Annotated in this window: 24 protein-coding genes; 8 read left to right on the forward strand and 16 right to left on the reverse strand. The window is 59.0% G+C overall.

Annotation, left to right across the window (positions count from 1 at the left end):
- Positions 1–75: 75 nt before the first annotated feature.
- Positions 76–1,005, reverse strand: a complete 930-nt coding sequence (locus tag A7D21_RS15540) for a fatty acid desaturase (RefSeq protein WP_053257682.1) — start codon at positions 1,003–1,005, stop codon at positions 76–78.
- 301 nt (positions 1,006–1,306) lie between these two features.
- Here A7D21_RS15540 and A7D21_RS15545 point away from each other — a divergent pair, with 301 nt between their 5' ends.
- Together A7D21_RS15545 and A7D21_RS15550 are read left to right on the forward strand one after the other, a co-directional pair.
- Positions 1,307–1,738: a GNAT family N-acetyltransferase gene (locus A7D21_RS15545; protein ID WP_053257683.1), complete on the forward strand. Its 432-nt coding sequence runs from the start codon at positions 1,307–1,309 to the stop codon at positions 1,736–1,738.
- A 66-nt stretch (positions 1,739–1,804) separates the two neighbouring features.
- Positions 1,805–2,623, forward strand: a complete 819-nt coding sequence (locus A7D21_RS15550) for a class I SAM-dependent methyltransferase (protein ID WP_069552062.1) — start codon at positions 1,805–1,807, stop codon at positions 2,621–2,623.
- A gap of 138 nt (positions 2,624–2,761) precedes the next feature.
- Here the strand turns inward: A7D21_RS15550 and def are convergent, their stop codons facing one another.
- From def to A7D21_RS15565, 3 genes are all read right to left on the reverse strand, one after another.
- Positions 2,762–3,301 (reverse strand): peptide deformylase, encoded by a 540-nt coding sequence (def, locus tag A7D21_RS15555; protein ID WP_053257685.1) that lies wholly within the window; start codon positions 3,299–3,301, stop codon positions 2,762–2,764.
- A gap of 3 nt (positions 3,302–3,304) precedes the next feature.
- On the reverse strand, positions 3,305–4,255 hold the full coding sequence (locus tag A7D21_RS15560; protein WP_053257686.1) for a YihY/virulence factor BrkB family protein: 951 nt from the start codon (positions 4,253–4,255) through the stop codon (positions 3,305–3,307).
- A gap of 180 nt (positions 4,256–4,435) precedes the next feature.
- A complete protein-coding gene (locus A7D21_RS15565) occupies positions 4,436–4,621 on the reverse strand; it encodes a CsbD family protein (RefSeq protein WP_069552063.1) in 186 nt (61 codons plus the stop codon).
- Between the two features lie 199 nt (positions 4,622–4,820).
- On the opposite strand from A7D21_RS15565, the gene A7D21_RS15570 reads away from it, so the two are divergent.
- The gene (locus A7D21_RS15570) at positions 4,821–5,198 is read left to right on the forward strand and encodes a hypothetical protein (protein WP_053257688.1); all 378 of its coding nucleotides are present in this window, start codon (positions 4,821–4,823) and stop codon (positions 5,196–5,198) included.
- A gap of 104 nt (positions 5,199–5,302) precedes the next feature.
- Here the strand turns inward: A7D21_RS15570 and fadD1 are convergent, their stop codons facing one another.
- Positions 5,303–6,994 (reverse strand): long-chain-fatty-acid--CoA ligase FadD1, encoded by a 1,692-nt coding sequence (fadD1, locus tag A7D21_RS15575; RefSeq protein ID WP_053257689.1) that lies wholly within the window; start codon positions 6,992–6,994, stop codon positions 5,303–5,305.
- 384 nt (positions 6,995–7,378) lie between these two features.
- The gene (gene fadD2, locus A7D21_RS15580) at positions 7,379–9,067 is read right to left on the reverse strand and encodes a long-chain-fatty-acid--CoA ligase FadD2 (RefSeq protein WP_069552064.1); all 1,689 of its coding nucleotides are present in this window, start codon (positions 9,065–9,067) and stop codon (positions 7,379–7,381) included.
- A gap of 222 nt (positions 9,068–9,289) precedes the next feature.
- Here fadD2 and A7D21_RS15585 point away from each other — a divergent pair, with 222 nt between their 5' ends.
- Positions 9,290–10,234 carry an alpha/beta hydrolase gene (locus A7D21_RS15585; protein ID WP_069552065.1) on the forward strand — a complete coding sequence of 315 codons (945 nt, stop codon included), beginning with the start codon at positions 9,290–9,292 and terminating at the stop codon, positions 10,232–10,234.
- Between the two features lie 71 nt (positions 10,235–10,305).
- Positions 10,306–10,776, forward strand: a complete 471-nt coding sequence (locus tag A7D21_RS15590; protein WP_024077080.1) for a MaoC family dehydratase — start codon at positions 10,306–10,308, stop codon at positions 10,774–10,776.
- A gap of 149 nt (positions 10,777–10,925) precedes the next feature.
- Here the strand turns inward: A7D21_RS15590 and A7D21_RS15595 are convergent, their stop codons facing one another.
- The gene (locus A7D21_RS15595) at positions 10,926–11,393 is read right to left on the reverse strand and encodes a PA2169 family four-helix-bundle protein (RefSeq protein ID WP_053257692.1); all 468 of its coding nucleotides are present in this window, start codon (positions 11,391–11,393) and stop codon (positions 10,926–10,928) included.
- Between the two features lie 204 nt (positions 11,394–11,597).
- Between A7D21_RS15595 and A7D21_RS15600 the strand changes: the two genes are divergently transcribed.
- Both A7D21_RS15600 and A7D21_RS15605 read left to right on the forward strand, forming a co-directional pair.
- Positions 11,598–11,834, forward strand: coding sequence for a DUF3820 family protein (locus A7D21_RS15600; protein WP_003213031.1), 237 nt, complete (start codon positions 11,598–11,600; stop codon positions 11,832–11,834).
- 11 nt (positions 11,835–11,845) lie between these two features.
- Complete coding sequence (locus tag A7D21_RS15605) at positions 11,846–13,021, forward strand: aminotransferase class V-fold PLP-dependent enzyme (RefSeq protein ID WP_069552066.1); 1,176 nt, start codon at positions 11,846–11,848, stop codon at positions 13,019–13,021.
- A gap of 218 nt (positions 13,022–13,239) precedes the next feature.
- Here the strand turns inward: A7D21_RS15605 and A7D21_RS15610 are convergent, their stop codons facing one another.
- Genes A7D21_RS15610 through zwf form a run of 3 tightly spaced genes read right to left on the reverse strand, consistent with a single transcriptional unit; the run spans position 13,240 to position 16,089 of the window.
- On the reverse strand, positions 13,240–13,905 hold the full coding sequence (locus tag A7D21_RS15610) for a bifunctional 4-hydroxy-2-oxoglutarate aldolase/2-dehydro-3-deoxy-phosphogluconate aldolase (RefSeq protein WP_048726837.1): 666 nt from the start codon (positions 13,903–13,905) through the stop codon (positions 13,240–13,242).
- 17 nt (positions 13,906–13,922) lie between these two features.
- Positions 13,923–14,636, reverse strand: coding sequence for a 6-phosphogluconolactonase (gene pgl, locus A7D21_RS15615; protein ID WP_053257694.1), 714 nt, complete (start codon positions 14,634–14,636; stop codon positions 13,923–13,925).
- A complete protein-coding gene (gene zwf, locus A7D21_RS15620; RefSeq protein WP_069552067.1) occupies positions 14,623–16,089 on the reverse strand; it encodes a glucose-6-phosphate dehydrogenase in 1,467 nt (488 codons plus the stop codon). Before zwf ends, pgl begins: the two co-directional genes overlap by 14 nt.
- A 219-nt stretch (positions 16,090–16,308) precedes the next feature.
- Here zwf and A7D21_RS15625 point away from each other — a divergent pair, with 219 nt between their 5' ends.
- Entirely contained in the window at positions 16,309–17,169 is an 861-nt protein-coding gene (locus A7D21_RS15625; protein WP_169875662.1) for a MurR/RpiR family transcriptional regulator, read from the forward strand.
- Between the two features lie 130 nt (positions 17,170–17,299).
- On the opposite strand, the gene A7D21_RS15630 is transcribed toward A7D21_RS15625, so the two are convergent.
- The 6 genes from A7D21_RS15630 to A7D21_RS15655 form a co-directional block, all read right to left on the reverse strand.
- Positions 17,300–18,145 (reverse strand): D-hexose-6-phosphate mutarotase, encoded by an 846-nt coding sequence (locus A7D21_RS15630; RefSeq protein WP_053257696.1) that lies wholly within the window; start codon positions 18,143–18,145, stop codon positions 17,300–17,302.
- Positions 18,146–18,247: 102 nt separating this feature from the next.
- On the reverse strand, positions 18,248–19,594 hold the full coding sequence (locus tag A7D21_RS15635) for a carbohydrate porin (RefSeq protein WP_053257697.1): 1,347 nt from the start codon (positions 19,592–19,594) through the stop codon (positions 18,248–18,250).
- An 85-nt stretch (positions 19,595–19,679) separates the two neighbouring features.
- Positions 19,680–20,840 (reverse strand): ABC transporter ATP-binding protein, encoded by a 1,161-nt coding sequence (locus tag A7D21_RS15640; RefSeq protein WP_053257698.1) that lies wholly within the window; start codon positions 20,838–20,840, stop codon positions 19,680–19,682.
- A 2-nt stretch (positions 20,841–20,842) separates the two neighbouring features.
- Positions 20,843–21,688: a carbohydrate ABC transporter permease gene (locus A7D21_RS15645; RefSeq protein WP_069552068.1), complete on the reverse strand. Its 846-nt coding sequence runs from the start codon at positions 21,686–21,688 to the stop codon at positions 20,843–20,845.
- The gene (locus tag A7D21_RS15650) at positions 21,681–22,589 is read right to left on the reverse strand and encodes a carbohydrate ABC transporter permease (RefSeq protein WP_053257700.1); all 909 of its coding nucleotides are present in this window, start codon (positions 22,587–22,589) and stop codon (positions 21,681–21,683) included. The genes A7D21_RS15645 and A7D21_RS15650 overlap by 8 nt, the downstream gene beginning before the upstream one ends.
- A gap of 92 nt (positions 22,590–22,681) precedes the next feature.
- A complete protein-coding gene (locus tag A7D21_RS15655) occupies positions 22,682–23,968 on the reverse strand; it encodes an ABC transporter substrate-binding protein (RefSeq protein WP_053257701.1) in 1,287 nt (428 codons plus the stop codon).
- Between the last annotated feature and the right edge of the window lie 8 nt (positions 23,969–23,976).

The following is a 23,976-nucleotide window of genomic DNA, read 5'->3' on the forward strand; positions in this document are numbered from 1 at the left end:
CTGGTTGGCGTGCTGCACCGCCTCTGGCGCGACGTACATCAGCAGCTCGGCGTAGTGGTCACTCATGGTCGTCTCTCAAGCAAAAGGGTGCCGGGGGCTGTCGATGGCCTTGAGGCCGTGGCGGCTGATCAGTTGGCCGTAACCCTGCAGCAGAAAGCCGCCGCTGCGAGCCACCCATTGTTCACGGCGGGCGCGGTAGACCGTGGGCAGCAAGTACCAGGGCAATTTCGGCAAGTCGTGGTGCACCAGGTGCAGGTTGTTATTGAGGAACAGCCACGTCCACGGCCACGCCGCTTCGTTGAGCACGGTGCGCTGTTCCGGCTGCGGGTGCGGGCGGTGTTCATAGTAGGAACGGATCGACGCCAGGGACAAGGCCGGCACACTGACCAGCAGCAGGTAGTGCCACACCGGCAGCGCGCTGTGATGGGCGATAAAGCTCAGCATCAATGCCGTCACGGCGCCGTGGGCCAGCCACATCGGCCATACCTGCGCCAGGCGCTGGAACTCATGGCGCGCCAATCGGCCAATCGCCAGCGGCGCGGCCAACACGCAACGGCCGAGCACGGTTTTGGTCAGCCAATGCACGCCACGTTCAAACAATGAGCTGGCGTCCCATTGTTGTTGAGTGAGATAGCGGCTTTCCGGATCGATGCCCGGCAGGGTCAGGTCTTGATCGTTGTGGTGGAGCAGATGGCTGTTGCGATACAGCGTATAGGGATACCACACGGCAAAGGGCGCGTAGCCGAGCAGTTTGTTCACCAGCAGGGAACGGGTGGGATGGCCGTGGAGCAGCTCGTGCTGCACCGACAGCCATAGCGTCACCAGAGGAATCAGCAACAGGGTGCTCAGCCACAGGCCGAGCCAATCGCTGCCCAGTATCACGGCGAACCAGCCGCTATACACGCCGATCAACAGTAGCCAGGTCGGCCATTCGGTCGTTGCGGTGAAACCGCGTGCCAGGGCTTCGATTTCCCGGCGTTGGGTTAGATCAAGGTAGTAGGCCATCGGCAGCTCAGAGCAGGTGTTTCCTGCTCTGTGCATTGAGGCGCGCAAATCTTGCAGATCGTTTGGTTCTAAGCGTGTAACTCAGTGACCGAACAGGCCTGTATCGGACTTTTTGGCTTTCTTGTCAGCGCGTTTTTCATCGGCGGTTTTTGCCGGTTTCTTCTTCGCGGCTTTCTTTGAATCCATACCTTTGGCCATGATGCATGCTCCACTTACGGGGGATGTAACACTGGGTATACCACCTATTGCCCGGCAGAAGGCGCTTATAATCCCCAGCCCTTGATTATGTTGCCCAAACACCATGCCTGAACTGCACATCGAACCCCTGGCAGAGCCGCTGTGGCCGCTGCTGAACAAGTTTTACCGCAGCCATGATTCGTCGATGAAGGCCATGAAGGGTGGGCGCTTATGGGTAGCGCGCGACGGCGAGATTGTGGCCGGGTTGTGCCTCTCCCCCGTGGTGGGAGGGCAGTGGCTGACCGGGGTGTTTGTCGACCCGGCTTATCGCGGCCAGGGGCTGGCCGCGCGTTTGATTTTGCAGGCGGTGGACGACGTGGCGGGGACCGTCTGGCTGCTGTGCCATCCCGACCTGGAAGGTGTGTATCAGCGCATGGGGTTCACCCAGGATACGCGGCTGCCGCAATCCCTCAGCGAGCGGTGGGTGCGCTACAAACGTAACAAGCCAATGATCGCCATGGGGCTTATAACCAACGCAAAGGTCGACCGCGGATAATGTGTGATCAGCCGGTCCGGAGCCCATGCTAGCCTCGATGGCACAGTGGCCCCTTACAGGATGATCATGAAAACGACACTTGCAGCGCTGTCCCTCACCGCCCTCCTCGCGCCAACCTTCAGCCACGCCGCGGATGCGCCGATTACCGCTGAGCAGTACGCCAGTGTGCTGGCCGGCAGTTGGCGCGACCCGGCCAACAGCGCACGCGACGGCTATCGCCACCCGCAGCAAACCCTGGCGTTCTTCGGCTTGGACGCCAAGCAGACGGTGATCGAAATCACCCCCGGTGCCGGCTGGTACAGCGAAGTGCTGGCGCCGCTGCTCAAAGACCACGGGCATTACATCGCCGCCGTGCAGGCAGCGAGCAGCAGCGCCTATGCGCGCACCTCCGAAGACAACCTGAAAAAGAAATTCGCCGCCGACCCGACGCGCTATGCCAAGGCCCACGTGGTGGAGTTCGACCCCAAGGCGCCGGTGTTTGGTACGCCCGCTTCGGCCGATGCCGTGCTGACCTTCCGCAACGTGCATAACTGGGTGGCGGCCGATACCGCAGGCGCTACATTCAGTGCGTTTTACACGGTGCTCAAACCGGGCGGCGTGCTGGGTGTGGAAGATCACCGGGCCAAAGACGGTGCGGACCTGGAAGCGATCAAGGACAGTGGTTACCTGACCACAGCCCAAGTGGTGAAACTGGCGACCGATGCCGGGTTCAAGCTGGCTGGGCAGAGTGAGGTGAATGCCAACCCCAAGGACACCAAGGATTATCCGGGTGGCGTCTGGACGTTGCCGCCAACGTTGAAGTTGGGCGAGCAGGACAAGGCCAGGTACGTGGCGATTGGAGAGTCGGATCGGATGACGTTGCGGTTTGTTAAACCCGCCAAATAGTTCGGTTTGAAATGCTATCCCAATGTGGGAGCCGGCTTGCTCGCGAAAGCGGAGTGTCAGTCAATGTATTCGGTGACTGATACACCGCTTTCGCGAGCAAGCCCGCTCCCACATTTTCGGTTTCAGTGTGGCTGCGCGTTACTCGTCGGCATTCGGGTCCATCTCCGGAAACATCACTTCGATGTATCCGAATTTGCTGAAGTCGGTAATCCGCGACGGGTACAACCGGCCGATCAGGTGGTCACATTCATGCTGCACCACCCGCGCGTGGAAGCCCTCGGCGACGCGCACGATGGGCAAGCCCTTGGGGTCGAAACCTTCGTAGCGGATCTGCTGGTAACGGTCCACCGCGCCACGTAGACCGGGCACGGACAGGCAACCTTCAAACCCCTCTTCCAGCACGGGACTGAGCGGCGTAATCAACGGGTTGATCAAGATGGTCTGCGGCACCGGTGGCGCGTCCGGGTAGCGTTCACTGGCCTCAAAACCAAAGATCACCAGTTGCAGATCAACGCCGATCTGCGGGGCCGCAAGGCCGACACCGCCGACGTGCTCCATGGTCTGGAACATGTCATCAATCAATTGCCACAGCTCGGGGCTGTCAAACATTTCCGGCGGAACCGGTGGGGCGATACGCAGCAGGCGTTCGTCGCCCATTTTCAGGATTTCACGGATCATCGATCAGACTTCGTCGGTAGTGGGCTTGGAGTGGTCCCGGCCGAGGCCTGAGACGTGCTGTTTTTCATCCGTGTGCGTGCTTTCATCAAAATCCTTTTCGCCTGGGTCCTTGCCTTCGGCGGACATGTGTTCGATCACGGCATTCATCTCGGCCCCGAGCAATAGCACGGCGGCGGAAATATAGAAGTACAGCAGCAGGACAATAATCGCACCGATGCTGCCATACATGGCGTTGTAGTCGGCAAAGGTTTTGACGTAATAGCCAAACCCCAGGGAGGCAATAATCCACACCACCACGGCCAGCACCGAGCCGGGGGTGATGAAGCGGAATTTCTGCTGCACGTCAGGCATCACGTAGTACATGAGGGCCACCGCGAACATCAGCAAAATCACGATCAGCGGCCAGCGCAGGATGGTCCACAGCGTCACCACGAATTCCTGCATGCCGATCTGCCCGGCGAGCCACTCCATCACCTGCGGGCCAAGCACCATCAGCGCGGCGGCGGCCAGCAACATGCCGGCGATGCCGACGGTGTAGAAAATCGACAGCGGGAAACGCTTCCAGATCGGCCGACCTTCGACCACATCGTAGGCGGCGTTCATCGCGCTCATCATCAGCCGCACACCCGCCGACGCGGTCCACAAGGCGATCACGATACCCACGGACAGCAAGCCACCCTTGGATTGCTGCAACTGGTCGATCACCGGGTTGACCTGTTCCAGCGCCTGGGGCGGCAGCACCAGCTCCGACTGCATACGCAGCCAGGTGAAGAAGTCCGGCAGGTGCAGGAAACCAATCAGGGCGATAAGGAACAACAAGAAGGGAAACAGCGAGAACAGCATCTGGTAGGCCAGTGCCGAGGCGTAGGTAGGCATTTCGTCATCGACGAATTCCTTGACGGTGCGCACCAACACTTTGTGGAGCTTGAGGCCGTCGAGTACCGGAAAAATCATAGCGTCTCCTTTCGCCGCATAAAGGGTGAGGTCGTGGGCGACTCAGGGGCCGTTTTCTACATCAAAGTAGACCATTTGGCGACTTTGAAACAATTTCCAAACTTTAGTTGCACGCTTTACACAAAAACGGCCATCCGTGGATGGCCGTCGGGCTGCATGAATCCAGCCGGCGATTCAGTGTTACTTGACGGCTTTTTTTACCGCATCTTTGGTGTCGCCGACGGCTTTCTGCACTTCGCCTTTCTTTTCCTGAATCACGCCTTCAGCGCGCAGTTTGTCGTTGCCAGTCACTTTGCCAACGCCTTGCTTGATGTTACCAACGGCTTCGTTGGCCAAACCTTTTGCCTTATCCGATGTGCTGCTCATGGTATTTCTCCGAAAGAACAATCAAGGGTTTTGGTCACTACCTAAAGATTGACCCGAGGCCATTCGGCAGAGTTTCAATTATTTTCAGCGCGCATTTCATCGCCGGCGACAGGTTTGGCTTTATGTTTTGCCGCCAACCCACGAGAATGCCCGGCACATTCAGGCTATAACGCTGAATAACAGATCCCGTAGGAAGGTTATGAAACTCAATAAAGCACAGGCCATCGCCCGCAGAAACCAGGAACTGGGCGGTGCCGTACTCGGCGTCAACAACTGCCACTTCACTGACCTGGACAGCAAACGCAACATCTGGTGGTTCGACCTGCCGGTGGTGCGTATTGGTGTGGGGCAGTACGAGTGGATTCACCTGTTGATGCACAACGCCGAGACTGACCAGTTGCTGCACTTGAAGGTGCCGACGGCGTTCCTGCGTGAAAAGCTCGAAGGGCTGGTGGTGCGCAATGCGAACAAGCGCAAGCCGGAGATCACTCTGGAGCTGAGCGCCGACAAGGATTCGTTCCTCAAAGACGTGCGCCCGGCCGGTGCGGGCGTGAGCTTCGCGCAGTTTGCCGTGTAGCACACTCGGTCAAATACGGTGGGCGCTGGCAAGCCTGCTCCCACCGTGGATCGCATCCCAACCCAGGCATTAAAAAACCCCGCATGGCGGGGTTTTTTATTCGGTTACTTTTTCAGGCCCAGCTTCTTCAGCTCTTCATCGCGCAACTCACGGCGCAGGATCTTGCCCACGTTGGTGGTCGGCAACGCATCACGGAACTCAACGGCCTTGGGCACCTTGTAGCCGGTGACATTGGCGCGCATATGTTCCATCACCTGGTCCTTGGTCAGGGTAGCCCCTGGCTTGACCACGATGAAGATCTTGATGTGCTCCCCGGATTTTTCGTCCGGCACGCCAATGGCCGCGCACTGCAGCACGCCCGGCAGGGTCGCCAGCACGTCTTCCAGCTCGTTCGGGTAAACGTTGAAACCGGAGACCAGAATCATGTCTTTCTTGCGATCGACAATCCGCATGTAGCCGTCCGGCTGGATAATCGCGATGTCGCCGGTCTTCAACCAGCCTTCGCTGTCGAGGATCTCGGCGGTAGCGTCTTCGCGCTGCCAGTAGCCTTTCATCACCTGCGGGCCTTTGACGCACAGCTCGCCGATTTCGCCCAGGGCCAGTTCAACGCCGTCATCGGTAATGACTTTGCACACAGTAGACGGCACCGGAATGCCGATGGTGCCGATCTGGATGTTCTGGATCGGGTTGACCGTCGCCACCGGGCTGGTTTCGGTCATGCCGTAACCTTCGCAAATATTGCAGCCGGTCACGTCCTTCCAACGTTCAGCAGCCGCCAGTTGCAAGGCCATGCCGCCGGACAGGGTGACTTTGAGCGCGGAGAAATCCAGCTTGCGGAACGCTTCGTTGTTGCACAGCGCCACAAACAGCGTGTTCAGGCCTACAAAGCCGCTGAACTTCCACTTCGACAGTTCCTTGACCATCGCCGGCAGGTCGCGCGGGTTGCTGATCAGGATGTTGTGGTTGCCGATCAGCATCATCGCCATGCAATGAAAGGTGAAGGCATAGATGTGGTAAAGCGGCAGCGGCGTGATCAGGATCTCGCAACCTTCATTGAGGTTGGAGCCCATCAGCGCCTTGCACTGCAGCATGTTGGCAACCAGGTTGCGGTGGGTGAGCATCGCGCCCTTGGCCACGCCGGTGGTGCCGCCGGTGTATTGCAGCACGGCAACATCACCGCTGGCCGGGCTGGCATCATTGACCGGTTGGCCGTGCCCCTTGGCCAGCACGTCGTTGAACTTGACCGCCTTGGGCAAGTGATAGGCCGGGACCATTTTTTTCACGTACTTGATGACGCTGTTGATCAGCAGGCGCTTGAACGGCGACAGCAGGTCAGCGACTTCGGTGACGATCACGTGCTTGACGGCGGTCTTGGGCACGACTTTTTCAGCCAGGTGCGCCATGTTGGCCAGGCAAACCAGAGCCTTGGCTCCGGAATCATTGAATTGGTGTTCCATTTCCCGCGCGGTGTACAGCGGGTTGGTGTTGACCACGATCAGGCCCGCGCGAATGGCGCCGAACACGGCGACCGGGTATTGCAGGACATTGGGCAGTTGCACGGCGATTCGATCGCCAGGCTTCAAGTCGGTATGCTGTTGCAGGTAGGCGGCGAAAGCGCCGGACAATTCGTACAGTTCACCGTAGGTGAGTGTCTTGCCCAGGTTGCTGAAAGCCGGTTTGTTGGCGAAGCGCTGGCAGGACTGTTTAAGTACCGCCTGAATATTTTGATACTCGTCTGGATTGATGTCTGCAGCAATCCCGGCGGGGTACTTATCCTTCCAAAAGTCTTCGTTCATGGAAGCCCACTCCTCAGCGACGCGAATTCATCATCGCATTTGATGCGATTATTATTGGTGTATGTTTTTTTAGGTGAGTCTGGCGCTTTCAAGCAGGCCGAGAAGTCACAAAGCGCGCCGAGAGTAGCAGCTTTGCCAAAGGCCGACTAGAGCCAAAAGAGGGCCCTACAGTCATAAACATGACTCAAGAATATCTAATGGTCATTTTTAGAGCAAAGATTCTATAAGCCTGGATAGCGCTCTGGAATGGGCCTTTCAGCACAATAAATACCAATGTGGGAGCGGGCTTGCTCGCGAATGCGGTGCTTCAGTCGATACATCTGGTGACTGATACACCGCATTCGCGAGCAAGCCCGCTCCCACATTTTTTAAGTGCATTGCACATCAAGCGATGTCGCGCAGCTCCCGCCGCAGGATCTTGCCCACCGGCGTCATCGGCAACGACTCGCGCAACACAATATGCTTGGGCACCTTGTACCCGGTGAAATTGGTCTTGCAGTACGCTTTCAGCTCTTCAAGGCTCACGCCCTGCGCACGCGCCACCACAAACAGCTTCACCGCCTCACCGGTGCGATCATCCGGTACGCCGATCACGGCGCAGTTGGCTACCGCCGGGTGGGCCATCACCACGTCTTCGATCTCGTTGGGGTACACGTTAAAGCCCGAGACGATGATCAGGTCTTTCTTGCGATCAACAATGCTCACGAACCCATCGGCATCGATTACCGCGATGTCACCGGTTTTCAGCCAGCCCTCGGCGTCGAGTGTCTCGGCGGTGGCCACCGGTTGCTGCCAGTAGCCCTTCATCACCTGCGGCCCCTTGATGCACAGCTCGCCGCGCTCACCGAACGGCAGCTCGCGCCCTTCGTCGTCGATAACTTTCATCGCCGTGCCCGGCACCGGCACACCCACGGTCCCCAGGCGCGACTGGCTGCCATAGGGGTTGGTGCTGGCCACCGGGGAGGTTTCGGTCAGGCCGTAGCCTTCGCCGATGGAACAACCAGTCAACGCTTTCCAACGCTCGGCCGTGGCCTTGACCAGTGCCGTGCCGCCGGAGTTGGTGATCTTGAGATGGGAAAAATCCAGGGTCTTGAAATCCGGGTGGTCCATGAGCGCCACAAACAACGTGTTCAGCCCCAACAGGCAGGAGAACCGCCACTTTTTCAGTTCCTTGATGAAGCCGCCGATGTCCCGCGGGTTGGTGATCAGCACGTTGTGGTTGCCGGTCACCATCATGCACATGCAGTTCGCCGTGAATGCATAGATGTGGTACAGCGGCAGCGGCGCGATCATCACCTCCTGGCCTTCTTTCACCAGCGGCTGGCCGTCGTCGGTGAGTTGGGACATGCACGCCCGCGCCTGCTGCATATTGGCGACCAGGTTGCCATGGGTGAGCATCGCGCCCTTGGCCAGGCCGGTGGTGCCGCCGGTGTATTGCAGCACAGCGATGTCATCCAGGGTCACCGGATGCCGAATCAGGCCCTGCCCTGCGCCCATGCGCAGCGCGCGCTTGAACGATACCGCCCGTGGCAGGTGGTAGGCCGGGACCATTTTCTTGACTTTGTCGACCACGGTGTTGATCAGCCAGCCCTTGGCCGCCGGCATGAAGTCGCCCATCTTGGCTTCGATGAGGTAGTCGATCTCGGTATCGGCGCACACTTCCTGCACACGCGAACCGAACAAGTTGAGGTAGACCAGCGCACGAATACCGGCGTCCTTGAACTGGTGGCGCATCTCACGCGGAGTGTACAGAGGGTTGGTGTTGACCACGATGAGCCCGGCACGCAACGCGCCAAACACCGCAATCGGGTAATGCAGCACGTTGGGCATCTGCACCGCTATGCGCTCGCCAGGCTTGAGGTCGGTGTGCTGTTGCAGGTAGCTGGCGAACGCCGCACTTTGGCGCTCAAGCTCGGCGTAAGTCAGGGTGATGCCCATGTTGCTGAATGCCGGACGGTCGGCAAAAGCCTTGCAGGAACGCTCGAAGACTTCGATCACCGACTTGTAGGTGGTGAGGTCGATGTCATGGGGAACGCCCGCCGCGCGTTTGTCATTCCAGAAATCAGGTTGCACTATTCTTGTCCTCTTACCTGAGTGTGTCCGGCCGCTGCAGCTGTAAAAAGCCGGCTGCGATAAAAAGCGGAGCTTTGAGGACGGTAGCAGCTATGGCCAATCAGGCAAATACAGGAAACAGCGTCATCAATTGCGTGAATCTTCGTACAAGGGCCTGCACAGATCAAACGCACGCCTGGGGATGAGCTATACACTGCAACGACCTCGAGCAAAGGAAGCGCCATGAACCACCGCACCTTCTGGCTGACCGCGAATGACCGCAGCCGCCTGTACGTCAATCAATGGCTGCCGGAAGGCCCGGCCAAGGCCATGATCATGCTGTCCCACGGCATGGCCGAGCACAGCGGGCGTTATGCGCGCCTGGCCGACGCGTTGTGCGCCGCCGGCTATGGCGTGTATGCGCTGGACCAGCGCGGCCATGGCCGCACCGCCGATGAGGGCACGCTGGGCCTCTACGCCGAGAAGGATGGGTGGAACAAGGTGGTCGGCGACCTTGCCAGCCTGAACCAGCACATTGGCCAACAGCATCCGGGGCTGCCGATCATTCTGCTGGGGCACAGCATGGGCAGCTATATCGCCCAGGCCTACCTGGTGCATCACAGCGCCAGCTTGAAGGGCGTGATTCTCAGCGGTTCGAATTTCCAGCCGGTGGCGCTGTACCGCGCGGCCGCCGTGATCGCCCGCCTCGAACGCGCACGCCAAGGCTTGCGTGGGCGCAGTGCACTGATCGAGTTCCTGTCATTCGGCTCGTTCAACAAAGCGTTCAAGCCCAACCGCACGGCGTTTGATTGGCTCAGCCGCGACCCGAATGAAGTCGATAAATACATCAACGACCCGCTGTGTGGTTTCCGCTGCACCAACCAGCTGTGGATCGACTTGCTGGGCGGCTTGCAGCAAATCAGCAAAGCGTCCAATCTCGAACAGATCGTCCCGGGCCTGCCGATCCTGGTGATGGGCGGAGAATGTGATCCGGTGAGTGAAGGCAAGCGTCTCAAAAACCTGGCCCACGCATTGCGCGAAGCCGGCTGCCAGAACCTGCAACTGAATATTTATCCGCAGGCACGCCATGAAGTGTTCAATGAAACCAACCGCGATGAAGTCACTGCGGATGTACTGACGTGGCTAGACCAGACGCTGGCGCTGCACAGCCCGACCCGCTGCGAATGATTTTTCGCCTAAAATCAAACGCTTATCATCAGCCAATTTAATTACCGATTAGCCACAGGATGTACCTTTAGATGACTCAGGTTACCAACACCCCGTACGAAGCCCTCGAAGTTGGCCAGACCGCCAGTTACAGCAAGACCGTCGAGGAGCGCGACATCCAGCTGTTCGCCGCCATGTCCGGTGACCATAACCCCGTGCACCTGGATGCCGAGTACGCCAAGGCGACCATGTTCAAGGAGCGTATCGCCCACGGCATGTTCAGCGGCGCCCTGATCAGCGCGGCCGTTGCCTGCGAGTTGCCTGGGCCGGGCACCATCTATATCGGCCAGCAGATGACCTTCCAGAAGCCGGTAAAAATCGGCGACACCCTGACCGTGCGTCTGGAAATCCTCGAAAAGCTGCCAAAATTTCGCGTCCGCATTGCCACCCGTGTCTTCAACCAGCGCGATGAGCTGGTGGTCGATGGCGAGGCGGAAATCCTCGCGCCACGCAAGCAGCAGGTCGTGACCCTAACCGAGCTGCCGCCGATCAGCATCGGCTGATTGCAGCGTCAAGGTGAATACCAGGCACATGTAGAAGCGGGCTTGCCCGCGAAGACGGTAGGTCAGTCACCTCTCGGTCACTGATACACCGCTTTCGCGAACAAGCCCGCTCCCACATTTGTTACACAGCAGTTGCTACACAACAGGCCTTACGACTGAGCGCGAGCCTGGTTACGCAGGGCTTTCACCTGGTCGTGGTTGCGTTGTGCGCCGTGGAACTGACGCTCAACCAGGTCACGAATACCCAGCAGGTTGTGCTTGTTGATCTTCTCGATCGCTTCCTTGTAAGCCTTCAGTGCGTGGTCTTCACCGCGCTCGGCTTCGTTCAGGACAGCCTCTTCATCTTTACCGGTCACCAGGGACTTCACGTCAACCCAGCCACGGTGCAAGGCGCCGGCAACCGAACCGGAATTTTCCGGGTCGCCGCCCAGGGCTTTCACAGCGGTTTGCAATTCGGCGGCAGCGGTGGCGCAGTCGGTGGAGCGCTTGACGAACAGGGCTTTAAGCTCTGGGTGCTTGATGTCTTCAGCACAGGTAGCGAAGCCTTTCTGGCCGTCTTTGCTGGTCTCGATCAGGTCGTTCAGTACGGAGATCGATTCTTTGTTGATGTCAGTCATTTTTCAATTCCTTGTGCGGGTTAAGAAAGGTGTCTTAGTAATTGCAGCGCCCGTGCCAAGTTTTTGAAAAAGTATTTTTCTTTATTTTTCAATGATTTAAAAATTAATGAACCATCTGTATTTACGTTATTTGCATGATCTGTCATTTGGCCTTCATGCAGAATGCCTGTATTTTCCAAGGTCTCGACTCAAACACTGAAGCCCATGAACCCCGAAAAACTCGAACTGCTGATCACCCGAGAAATGCCCTTCGGCAAATACAAGGGACGGATCATCGCCGACCTGCCCGGCCCCTACCTGAACTGGTTTGCCCGTGAAGGTTTCCCCCACGGCGAGCTGGGCGGTTTGCTGGCCTTGATGCAGGAAATCGATCACAACGGCCTGTCCGAATTATTGGAACCTCTACGCGCAAAACACGGTAAACCCGCCCCTCGCCATTAAGAGCCCACGCCATGCCACGGAATGCCGATAACGAACGTCACTGGCAGGCCATTGCCGAGCGCTATGCGCTGGAATCTGGCCCGATCAATCTGGAGAATGGCTACTTCGGGCGCATGAGCCGCGCGGTCCAAGCGCAGTACCTGGAGCACGTTGCATTTATCAACCGCAGCAACTCGTTGTATGTGCGCCAGCGGTTCGAGCAAGGTCAAAACGTCGATATCCTTCGCCAACTGGCCGGGCTGATTGAGGCCGCCCCGGAGGCGATTGCGTTCACCCGCAATGCCACCGAAGCCTTGCAGTCACTGATCCGCAACTACAACGGCCTGAAACCGGGCGACCAGGTGCTGATCAGCGACCTGGAGTACGACACAGTCAAAGGCGCCATGCGCTGGCTGGCCGGTTATCGGGGTGTCGAGGTGATCGAAATCTCCCATGCCCACCCGGCAAGTTTCGACAGCCTGTTGCAGACTTATCGTGAGACGTTCGCGCAGTACCCGCGCCTGAAGATGATGGCGTTGACCCATGTCACCCACCGCACCGGCCTGGTGATGCCCGTCGAGGCCATTGCCAGGGCCGCGCGCGAGCATGGCATCGACGTCATCCTTGATGGTGCCCACGCGTTGGGCCAGATCGAGTTCAACCTGGCGGCGCTCGGCATTCAGTTTGCCGGCTTCAACCTGCACAAATGGATCGGCGCGCCGTTGACGCTTGGCTTCCTCTATATAGCCCCGGAACGCCTGGCCGATATCGACCCGGACATGGGCGAGTTCCACTACCCCGCCACTGACGTGCGCGCACGCACGCCCTACAGCACGCCGAACTTTCCGGCATTGATGACCTTGCCGCTGGTGCTCGAAGAACATCGCGCACTGGGCGGCTCGGCGGCCAAGGGCGCGCGGGTCAATTACCTGCGCGACTTATGGGTTAGCCAGGTACGGCAGCTGCCGGGGATTGAAGTGCTGACGCCGGACGATCCACGGCTGTATTGCGGGATCACGGCCTTCAAGTTTACGGGCCGGGATCAAGCGGCGATGGCGCAACGGTTGCTCAAGGAGTACGACCTGTTTACCACCACGCGCACGGGTGCGGTGTTTGGCACCTGTATTCGGGTGACGCCGGGGTTGGTGACGTCGGCGGCGGATATCGGTGTACTGGTCAAAGCGATCACTGAACTACACGCGGATTAAAAATGTGGGAGCGGGCTTGTGTGGGAGCGGGCTTGCTCGCGAATACGGTGTGTCAGTCAACGAATATGCCAACTGAACCACCGCATTCGCGAGCAAGCCCGCTCCCACATTAATCGGTGTCGGATGCGCGTTTTTTTCAGGCAAAAAAAAGCGGTACACCGACCAAGTGCACCGCAAAAATGCCGTTAAGCACAGCAACAACGATTCGGTAAATCAGATCAGTCCAGCAGCGCCAACGCCTGTGCGGTGACTTCCTGGATGCGTGCCCAGTCGCCGTTCTTGACCCATTCCGGGTCCAGCATCCAGCTACCGCCCACGCACATGACGTTTTTCAACGCCATGTAGTGTTTGATGTTGGCCGGCCCCACGCCGCCAGTCGGGCAGAACTTCACTTCGCCGAACGGGCCGCCGAGCGCCTTGATGGCCGCCACGCCGCCGCTGACTTCAGCCGGGAACAGCTTGAAGCGGCGATAACCCAGACCGTAGCCTTCCATGATGCCGGAGGCATTGCTGATGCCTGGCAGCAGCGGGATCGGGCTGTGCACCGAGGCTTCAAGCAGGTCGCGGGTGATGCCGGGGGTGACGATGAATTGCGAGCCGGCCACTTCGGCCGCTTCGAGCATATGACGGTCGAGTACGGTGCCGGCACCGGTGCACAGCTCAGGGCGTTGCTCACGCAGCACCTGAATGGCCTTGAGGCCGAACTCGGAACGCAGGGTCACCTCCAATGCGGTCAAGCCACCGGCAGCCAAGGCATCGGCCAACGGCAGGATGTCCTGTTCGCGGGCGATGGTGATCACCGGCAGGATCCGCGCCTTGGCGCAGAGGCTGTCGATCAGGGCAACTTTATCCGCCATGGACACGGTCGGTTGAGGGCTTTTCATAGCGGCTGATCCTTGGCTCATGGGCACCAGTAAATCTCTAAAGTAGGTTGCAAAAACGCGCGAATCGGCATGGCAGCAACATCGTCACTGGCCAGCGCGGCGCTCAAGGTGGTCAATTTCGAGCTGCCGGAAATCGACAGCACGGTGTAGTGGGCCGAGGCCAGCAGTGCACGACTCATGGTCAGGCGCTGGTGCGGCACGGTCGGCGCCAGCATCGGCCAGCAACGGCGGGTGCCGTCAGCTTTCAATGCTTCGCCCAGGTTCGGGCTGTTGGGAAACAGCGATGCGGTGTGACCGTCATCGCCCATGCCCAGTACCAGCACATCAATGGCTTGCAGCTCGGCCAACTGGCGATCGGCCAATTCGGCGGCGTCTTCCAGATTCGCGGCAACGTTGTACAAGCTCAGGAACGTGGCCTTGGCCGCCGGGCCTTGCAGCAGGTATTTCTTCAGCAGGCCGGCATTGCTGTCGGCATGTTCCACCGGCACCCAGCGCTCATCGGCCAGGGTGACGGTGACGTTGGACCAGTCCAGGTCTTGCTTGGCCAGGTTCTGAAAAAACGCCACGGGGCTGCGGCCACCGGACACCACCAACGTGGCCGCGCCACGGGCGCTGATGGCCGTGCGCAATTGCCCGGCCACGTCATTGGCCAAGCCGTCCGCCAGCAACGTGGGCGAGCGGTACTCATGGGCTGTTACACCCTGAGGCAGTTTCAATTCAGATATCGCCATACCAAGACCTCCCATCCCGCGTGATCAGTGCAATCGAGCTCATCGGCCCCCAGGACCCCGCCGCATAAGGCTTGGGCGCATCACCGGATTTTTTCCACCCGGCAATCAACTGGTCACACCACTTCCACGCGGCTTCGATTTCATCTTTGCGAACAAACAGGTTCTGATTGCCGCGCATCACTTCCAACAACAACCGCTCGTAGGCATCGGGGATCCGCGCGCTGCGATAGGTGTCGGAAAAATTCAGTTGCAGCGGGCCGCTGCGCAGTTGCATGCCCTTGTCCAGGCCCTGCTCCTTGGTCATCACACGCAAGGAAATACCTTCGTCCGGCTGCAGGCGAATGATCAGTTTGTTGCTGATCTGCAGGCGCTGCTCGGGCGCGAAGATGTAGTGGGACGGTTCCTTGAAGTGGATGACAATCTGCGACAGCTTTTGCGGCATGCGTTTACCGGTGCGCAGGTAGAACGGCACCCCGGCCCAACGCCAGTTACGAATATCGGCACGCAGGGCGACGAACGTTTCGGTGTCGCTCTGGGTGTTGGAGTTTTCTTCTTCCAGGTAACCCGGCACCGGTTTGCCGGCGCTGTAACCGGCGATGTATTGGCCGCGTACCACTTGAGTGGTCAACCCTTCCGGACTGATCGGCGCCAGGGCCTTGAGCACCTTGACCTTCTCGTCACGGATGCTGTCGGCGGACAGGTCGGCCGGCGGGTCCATGGCAATCAGGCAGAGCAGTTGCAGCAGGTGGTTCTGGATCATGTCCCGCAGCTGGCCAGCCTTGTCGAAGTAACCCCAACGGCCTTCGATACCGACTTGCTCGGCCACGGTGATTTCCACGTGGGAGATGTAGTTCTGGTTCCACTGGGTTTCGAACAGGCTGTTGGCGAAACGCAGGGCGATCAGGTTCTGGACGGTCTCTTTGCCCAAGTAGTGGTCGATGCGGTACGTGCGGTTTTCCGGGAAAAACTGCGCCACGGCGTCGTTAACCTTGCGCGAGGATTCCAGGTCCGAACCGATGGGTTTTTCCAGCACTACACGGGTGTTTTCCGCCAGGCCGACCTTGGCCAGGTTTTCGCAGATGGCGCCATACACCGCCGCAGGCGTGGCGAAATAGGCGATCAGGCGTTGTTCGACACCGACGTTGGCGGCCAGGGTGGCGTAGTCATCGGCGTTTATGAAATCGACGTGCACGTAGGCCAGGCGTGCGAGGAAGCGCGCTGCCACGGCCTCATCCAGTTCCTTGCCGACGTATTTACGCAGTTCTTTTTCGATATGGGCCAGGTGCTCTTGCTCGGACCCGGCTTCACGGGCCAATGCCAGGATGCGCGTGTCGTCGTGCAGGAGCCCGGCGCCATCGAGTTGGTAAAGTGCAGGAAATAACTTGCGCAGCGCCAGATCACCCAAGGCGCCAAACAGGGCAAAGGTGCAGGGTTCTACGGTTATCAAAGGCATGATGTTTGTTCTTTTATCAAGTTAAGCTACAAATACCTTTTTTCAAGGCATCACTCAAGGAAAAATGTAGTAATAACCACAACATTTTCCCAAAATACGCATTCCGAGTGGTGGTGTTCAGCTACCCTCAGTAGGATAGGCCACCGCAAAGGGCCACTCGTCGATGGGTTACCGCCCTTTATTTGCATCGTCGCCCGAAGGAAAGACTGAATGGACCGCGTGCGAAATCTTCTGGAACAAATCCGGAACCGCCTCGAAGAATTGAACAAGGCTGAGAAAAAAGTCGCCGAGGTCATCCTGCTCAACCCGCAGCAGGCGACCCGCTTCTCTATCGCCGCCCTCGCCCAAGCCGCCTCGGTCAGTGAACCGACGGTCAACCGTTTCTGCCGTTCGTTCGGTGTCAGCGGTTACCCTGAACTTAAATTGCAGCTGGCGCAAAGTTTGGCCAGTGGTGCGGCGTATGTGAGCCGTGCCGTGGAAGCCGATGATAACCCTGAGGCCTACACGCAGAAGATCTTTGGCAGCGCCATTGCCTCCCTGGACAGTGCGTGCCAGGCCCTCGACCCGGCGCTGATCAGCAAGGCCGTGGACCTGTTGATCCAGGCGCGGCAGATCCACTTCTTCGGCCTGGGCGCATCGGCGCCGGTCGCCATGGATGCGCTGCACAAGTTTTTCCGTTTCAACCTGTCCGTGACTGCCCATGCCGATGTACTGATGCAACGCATGATCGCGTCGGTGGCGCATACCGGCGAGCTGTTCGTGATCATTTCCTACACCGGGCGTACCCGTGAGTTGGTGGAAGTGGCGCGTATCGCGCGGGAAAACGGCGCGTCGGTGCTGGGCGTGACCGCCGAAAACTCGCCGCTGGCCAAAGCCAGCACGGTGAGCCTGAACATTCCGTTGCCGGAAGACACCGACATCTACATGCCGATGACCTCGCGGATCATTCAACTGACCGTGCTGGATGTGCTGGCAACCGGCATGACCCTGCGCCGTGGCGTGGATTTCCAGCCGCATTTGCGCAAGATCAAAGAGAGCTTGAATGACAGCCGGTACCCGGTGGGGGATGAGTTTAACTAGCAGGAATCTCTACCAGCAGTACCGGCCCTTTCGCGAGCAAGCCCGCGCCCACATTCGACCGTATGCCAAGGTGGGACCCGGTCAACATGTGGGAGCGCGCTTGCCCGCGATGGCGCCATCAGCAACAGCGCTAAACCCCGGCCCGGGCCTGCAGACTCAAGTGCGCCCTCTCCCCCGGCGCCAGGCTCGCCCCGGCCATCGCCGACTCCACGCACACAAACCCTGACGCCTCGTTAAAGCTCACGCCCAGTAACGGCCGGCTGCCCGGATGCCATACCACGGTGTCGGCGCTGTCGCCGGTGTCGATGCACAGTTCGCGTTGCCAGGCGTGGTCCTTGAGCTGCAATTCACCCTCATGCTGGAACACCCGCTGGCAGCCGCCATCCACTCGCAGCTCACCTTCCTGCTGGCAAACCTGACGGCTGAGCTGGTCATAACCTTGCGCACCGTCAAGCCCAGACAGCGCTATCTCGTCGACGTGACCAATACGCCAATAAGCGTGCAACGCATGGCTCAACTGGCACGGCAACTCGTCCTGGTGCTCGGTGCTCAAGCGCAACTCAAGGGTCTCGCCCAGGTGCGCGTGCAGGTCGACTTGCCAGTCGCACAATTGCAATTGCCAGTGCAGGCGCACACCGTCGTCGTCGGTGCTGCTGTCGAGCAGCTTCCAGTCGATCAGCCGCGCCCAGCCATGGGACGGCCACGCGTTTTCGCTCGGATGGCGCCCATACCACGGCCAGCACACCGGCACCCCACCACGGATGGCGCCGACTTGCGGCCACTTGGCCGCACACCATAGCCAGGGTTTCTGGCCGCGGGGCTGAAAGTGCAGCAATTGCGCGCCCTGACGGCTGAACACCGCCTGGCACAGCGGATGGTCGATCACCAACACATCGCGCATCTGAAAGCGCTCCCAGGCGAACACCGGTTGTTCACGCAGGGATTTGAAAAAGCGTTGCAGCGGATGCTCATGCATGTGCCACGGTCCTGAATATCATCACAGCGCGCCCCAAAAAAAGCGGGTAGCCATGGCTACCCGCAAAATGCGCACAGAGAGAAGGAGCTTATCGCAACAGCGTTAGAACGTAGACTGAATTTTCAGGCCCGCTACCAGCGCGTTGTCGACTTTATCGACGCCACCTGGGTGGGTAACGTATTGCAGGTTAGGACGCACGGTCAGCCAGTTGGTGACGTGGAAGCCGTAGTTGATTTCAGTGTTGTACTCGGTGTCACGCAGCGGCGCGTAGCCCACCTGATCGTAGTCGGTGAAACCACCGGCTGCGTTCAGCAACTCTGCGTTTTTCCTCACGTCCTGGTTGACATGGATGCGGGAGAAGCCGATACCGACGTCATCTTTTGGACGCGCATCGAACGGGCCTTTGTAGACCAGCATCAACGACTGATAGTTGTCGACGAGGTTGGTGTCCTTGTCGTGGAAGGTGGCGTTGGCCGCGATGTTCAGACCGCGCGACGCGTCGCCGTTATGGGTGGTAAGTTGCTGCTGCACAACGCCCCAATAGCCGCTTTTGCTGCTGCGGGTACGGTAAGCCAAGCCTGTGGTGGCAGCATCGTTGCCGTTAACGTCGTCACGTACGTCGCTGGCATCCGCGGCGCTCTTGTAGTAACCCACACGGTATTCGCCCGGCAGGCCATTGACCTTCGGCGACCAGACCAACTCCACCGGAATCACGGTGCCCTTGGTGCCGCTGCCGCTGAGCTTGAAGCCATTGCCGTGCTCAAGCTGCGACGGGTTCTGGTTGTACGCACCAATCTGCGCATACAGCTCAGGCGTGATGTTGTACTTCACGCGGATAGCGGCCTGGGCGACCGGCCAGTTGTACCAGGTGTTTACATAGTTACCCACCTGCGAGCCACAGAACGACAGGTTCTGGAAGTCGCATGGGAAGGTGTTGAAGTCTTCGCCTTCACCGAAGTAACCGAGTTTCACGTCCAGCTTGTTATCGAACATCTGGTGCTGAATCCAGAACTGGGTCAGACGCACCATGTGGCCACGACCATAGACTTCCATCGACGAACTCAGCGTGCCGGCACGCGGGTCACCGATACGGTCGTTGGAGATGTTTTGGCCATTACGGTTGGTCAACTGGATCTTGGCCTGGGTGTTGTCCCAGCCCCACAGCTTTTGCAGATCGAGCGCTACGCCCAGCCCGAACTGGTCGGAGTAACGGCCGGTCTTGTCGTCGTTATAGCCGCCGTGCAGGTTGGCGCCCATTTCCCCTACGTAGTCAGCCTTGATGTCGATACCTTGCTCGATCAGCTTGGTACGCTCGCCACCCCAATCACCGGTCATCCACTTGGAGTCGGCGCTGAATGCATCGGCCGCCATCGCATTGGCGGACAATACCAGGGCTGCTGCTGCTGACAGTTGGCAGATCAGCCGAGTGTTGTTGTGTTGCTTTTTCATCCCTACATCCTCGTCTTTATTGTTATTTAACTGTTTTTATCTAACGCGGGTTACTTTTTTTAACCAAAACAACAAGTTATCTGCTTCAGCGGCCTTTGAATTGGGCCACGTTGTCGGCATGCCCGTGTGCAGGCAATGAGGCAGCAGTGCCCAAGCGTTCGCCGGTTTTGGCGTCGAACAGCAATACCTTGGCCGGGTCGAATTGCAGGGTCAGGGTCTCACCGACCTGCGGTGCAACGTCCGGCGCGAGGCGGCAGCAGACCTTGGTGTCGTTGAGTTGCACAAACACCAACGTGTCCGGACCGGTCGGCTCAGTGACCTGGACTTCGGCACGAATGCTCGACGCCCCATTCGCTTCACCCGTGGCCAGAACAATTTGCTCCGGGCGCAGACCCAGGATCACATCACGATCTTCAAGCCCAGCATCACTCATCCCCAGCGGCAGCTCGCAACGGGCCTGGCCGCTGTCGAGCAGGGCCACCAATTTGCCATCCTTGCGTTGCAGGCGCAGCGGAATGAAGTTCATTGGTGGTGAACCGATAAAGCTTGCCACAAACAGGTTGGCCGGGTCGTTATAGATTTCTTTCGGCGTGCCAAATTGTTGAATGATGCCGTCCTTCATCACCGCCACTTTGTCGCCCAGGGTCATCGCTTCGATCTGGTCGTGCGTGACGTAGACGGTGGTGGTTTTGAGGCGCTGGTGCATCAATTTCATTTCGGTGCGCATCTCGACCCGCAGCTTGGCGTCGAGGTTGGACAGCGGTTCGTCGAACAGGTAGATCTTCGGCCGACGGGCCAGGGCACGGCCCATGGCCACACGCTGTTGCTGGCCACCGGACAGTTGGCCTGGCTTGCGGTTAAGCAGGTGTTCGATCTGCAGCAGCTTGGCCACGCGCGCCACTTCGGCGTCGATGTCCGCCTGAGGCATCTTGCGGATTTTGAGGCCGAACTCGATGTTCTCGCGCACGCTCATGGTCGGGTACAGCGCGTAGGACTGGAACACCATGGCGATGTCACGGTCCTTGGGGCTCATGCCGCTCACATCCTGATCGCCGATCATGATGGCGCCGCCGGTAATGGTTTCCAGACCGGCGATGCAGTTCATCAGCGTGGATTTACCACACCCCGAAGGGCCGACCAGAATCAGGAATTCGCCTTCCTTGATCGACAGTTCGATGTTCTTCAAGGTGTCGGGCAGGCCGGCGCCATAGGTCTTGTTTACATTGCGAAGTTCAAGCGTAGCCATGATTACCCCTTGACCGCGCCGGCCGTAAGGCCGCGCACGAAATACTTGCCTGCGATCACATAGACCAGCAGGGTCGGCAGCCCGGCGATCATCGCCGCCGCCATATCCACGTTATATTCCTTGGCCCCGGTGCTGGTGTTGACCAGGTTGTTCAGCGCCACCGTGATGGGCTGCGAGTCGCCGCTGGAGAACACCACACCGAACAGGAAGTCGTTCCAGATCTGGGTGAACTGCCAGATCAGGCAGACCATGATGATCGGCGTCGACATCGGCAGAATGATCAGCCGGAAGATGGTGAAGAAACCTGCACCGTCCAGTCGCGCTGCCTTGATCAATGCATCTGGAATGCTCACGTAGTAGTTACGGAAGAACAGTGTGGTAAATGCAAGCCCGTAGACCACGTGCACGAACACCAGGCCCGTGGTGGTACTGGCCAGGCCCATCTTGCCGAGGGTGAACGACGCGGGCAGCAGCACGGTCTGGAACGGCAGGAAGCAGCCAAACAACAGCAGGCCGAAGAACAGCTGCGAGCCTTTGAAGCGCCAGAACGACAGCACATAGCCGTTCAACGCACCGATGGCGGTGGAGATCAGTACGGCCGGTACGGTGATCTTGATCGAGTTCCAGAAGTAGCCGTCTACAGTGGCCCAGGCCTTGACCCAGCCAATGCCGGTGACCACGGTCGGCCAGCTCAGCAGGTTGCCGGTGCTGATGTCTTCCGGGGTCTTGAAGCTGGTCAGCAGCATCACCACCAGCGGTACCAGGTACAGCAACACAGCGAGGATCAGCACCGTGTAGATCGCGATGCGACTCAGGCTGATGGAAGGTTTGGAAGCGAGACTAGTCATTACGCTTGGTCCTCAGCTCGGAGTACAGGTAAGGCACGATGATCGCGAGGATCGCGCCGAGCATCAGGATTGCACTGGCCGAGCCCATGCCCATCTGGCCACGACTGAAGGTGAACGAGTACATGAACATGGCAGGCAGGTCGGACGAGTAGCCCGGGCCACCGGCCGTCATTGCGGCAACCAGGTCAAAGCTCTTGATCGCAATGTGCGCCAGGATCATCACCGCACTGAAGAACACCGGACGCAGGCTTGGCAGCACCACACTCCAGTAGATGCGCGGCAGGCTGGCACCGTCGATCTGGGCGGCACGGATGATCGACTGATCAACGCCGCGCAGGCCGGCGAGAAACATCGCCATGATGAACCCGGAGGCTTGCCATACAGCAGCAATCACCAGGCAGTAGACGACACGGTCGGGGTCGATCAGCCAGTCCAGGCGGAAGCCTTCCCAGCCCCAGTCACGCAGGAGTTTGTCCAGGCCCATGCCCGGGTTGAGCAGCCATTTCCAGGCGGTACCGGTCACGATCATCGAGAGCGCCATCGGGTACAGGTAAATGGTGCGGATAAAACCTTCGCGGCGGATTTTCTGGTCGAGGAAAATCGCCAGGGTCACGCCAATCACAAGGGTGATGCCGATAAACATCCCGCCGAAAACAGCCAGGTTCTTGCTCGCTACCCACCAGCGGTCGTTGTCGAACAACCGCGCGTATTGCGCAAGGCCTGCCCATTTGTAGCTTGGCAGGAACGTGGACGTGGTGAACGACAGCACGAACGTCCACAGGATGTAGCCATAAAAGCCCACCAGCACGATGAACATGCTGGGCGCCAGCACCAGTTTAGGGAGCCAGCGCTGCAGTGCATCGAACGGCGAGGCCTTGCTGAACACAGCAACAGAACTCATGGGAAAATCCAGTACAGGGAAAAAGGACTACAAGAGCCTGCCTTGTGAGGGGTCAGGGGGTTTCCCCTCACAAGGACCAGCCGTGCTAACCGTTACTTGGCAGACTTGATCGCAGCGCCGAGTTTCTTGGCGGTGTCGGCCGGGTCGGCTTTCGGGTCGTTGATGAAGTTGGTCACGACATCAAAGAACGCACCTTGGACCGCCAGGGTAGTGGCCATGTTGTGCGCCATACTTGGCTGCAGGCCGCCAGTCTGGGCGTCGGCAAGGAAGTCCTTAGCGGCGGTCTGGGCGCAGGAGTCGAAGCCGAGCTTGTCCATTTCATGGAGCATGTCGTTACGAACCGGGATCGAGCCTTTGTTGATGCTGAAGACTTTCTGGAAGTTTTCACCCAACACGACTTTGGCGATGTCCTGTTGACCGGCCTGAGTGCCCTTGTCTTTCACCTTGAACACCGCCAGGGAGTCGATGTTGTAGGTGAAGGCTTTGTCGGTGCCCGGGAAGGCTACGCACTCGTAGTCTTTGCCGGCGACTTTCTTGGCGGCGGTCCACTCGGACTTGGCCCAGTCACCCATGATCTGCATACCGGCCTTGCCGTTGATGACCTTGCCGGCTTCGAGGTTCCAGTCCTGGCCTTTGCCATCGACGTCCATATAGGTCGCGACTTTCTTCAGCTCGGTCAGGGCCTTGACCATTTGCGGGCCGGTCAGCGCATCGTTATCCAGGTCGACCAGGGCTTTCTTGTAGCCATCGGCACCCATCACCGACAGAACGACGGCTTCAAATACGGTGCTGTCCTGCCAAGGCTGGCCACCGTGGGCAAGCGGAATGAAGCCTGCGGCCTTGAGCTTGTCGCCCGCTGCGTAGAACTCTTCGAGGGTGGTCGGGTTCTTGGTGATACCGGCTTTCTTGAAGACTTCCGGGTTGATCCACAGCCAGTTCACGCGGTGGATGTTGACCGGTACGGCAACGTAGTTACCTTCGTACTTCACGGTATCGGAGACTTTCTTATCGAGCAGCGAGTCCCACTTTTCTTCTTTGGCGACGTCTTTGAGCACGTCAGTGTCGAGCAAGCCAGTGGACGCCCACTCCTGGATGTCCGGACCTTTGATCTGGGCAACGCCTGGCGGGTTGCCGGCCACTGCGCGGCTTTTCAGTACGGTCATGGCAGTGGCGCCACCGCCACCTGCAACGGCACCGTCTTTCCAGGTGAAGCCGTCTTTCTCAACTTGGGCCTTCAGGACATCTACTGCCGCTTTCTCACCGCCAGAGGTCCACCAATGCACAACTTCAACCGTCCCTTTCGAGTCGGCGGCAAATGCACTGAGGGGAAACAACGAGGCAATGGAAATAGCAACGGCGAGGCGATTAATCGCGTTCATCTGAGTAC

The sequence above is a fragment of the Pseudomonas sp. AP19 genome, assembly GCF_001728855.1.
Lineage (GTDB): Bacteria > Pseudomonadota > Gammaproteobacteria > Pseudomonadales > Pseudomonadaceae > Aquipseudomonas > Aquipseudomonas fluorescens.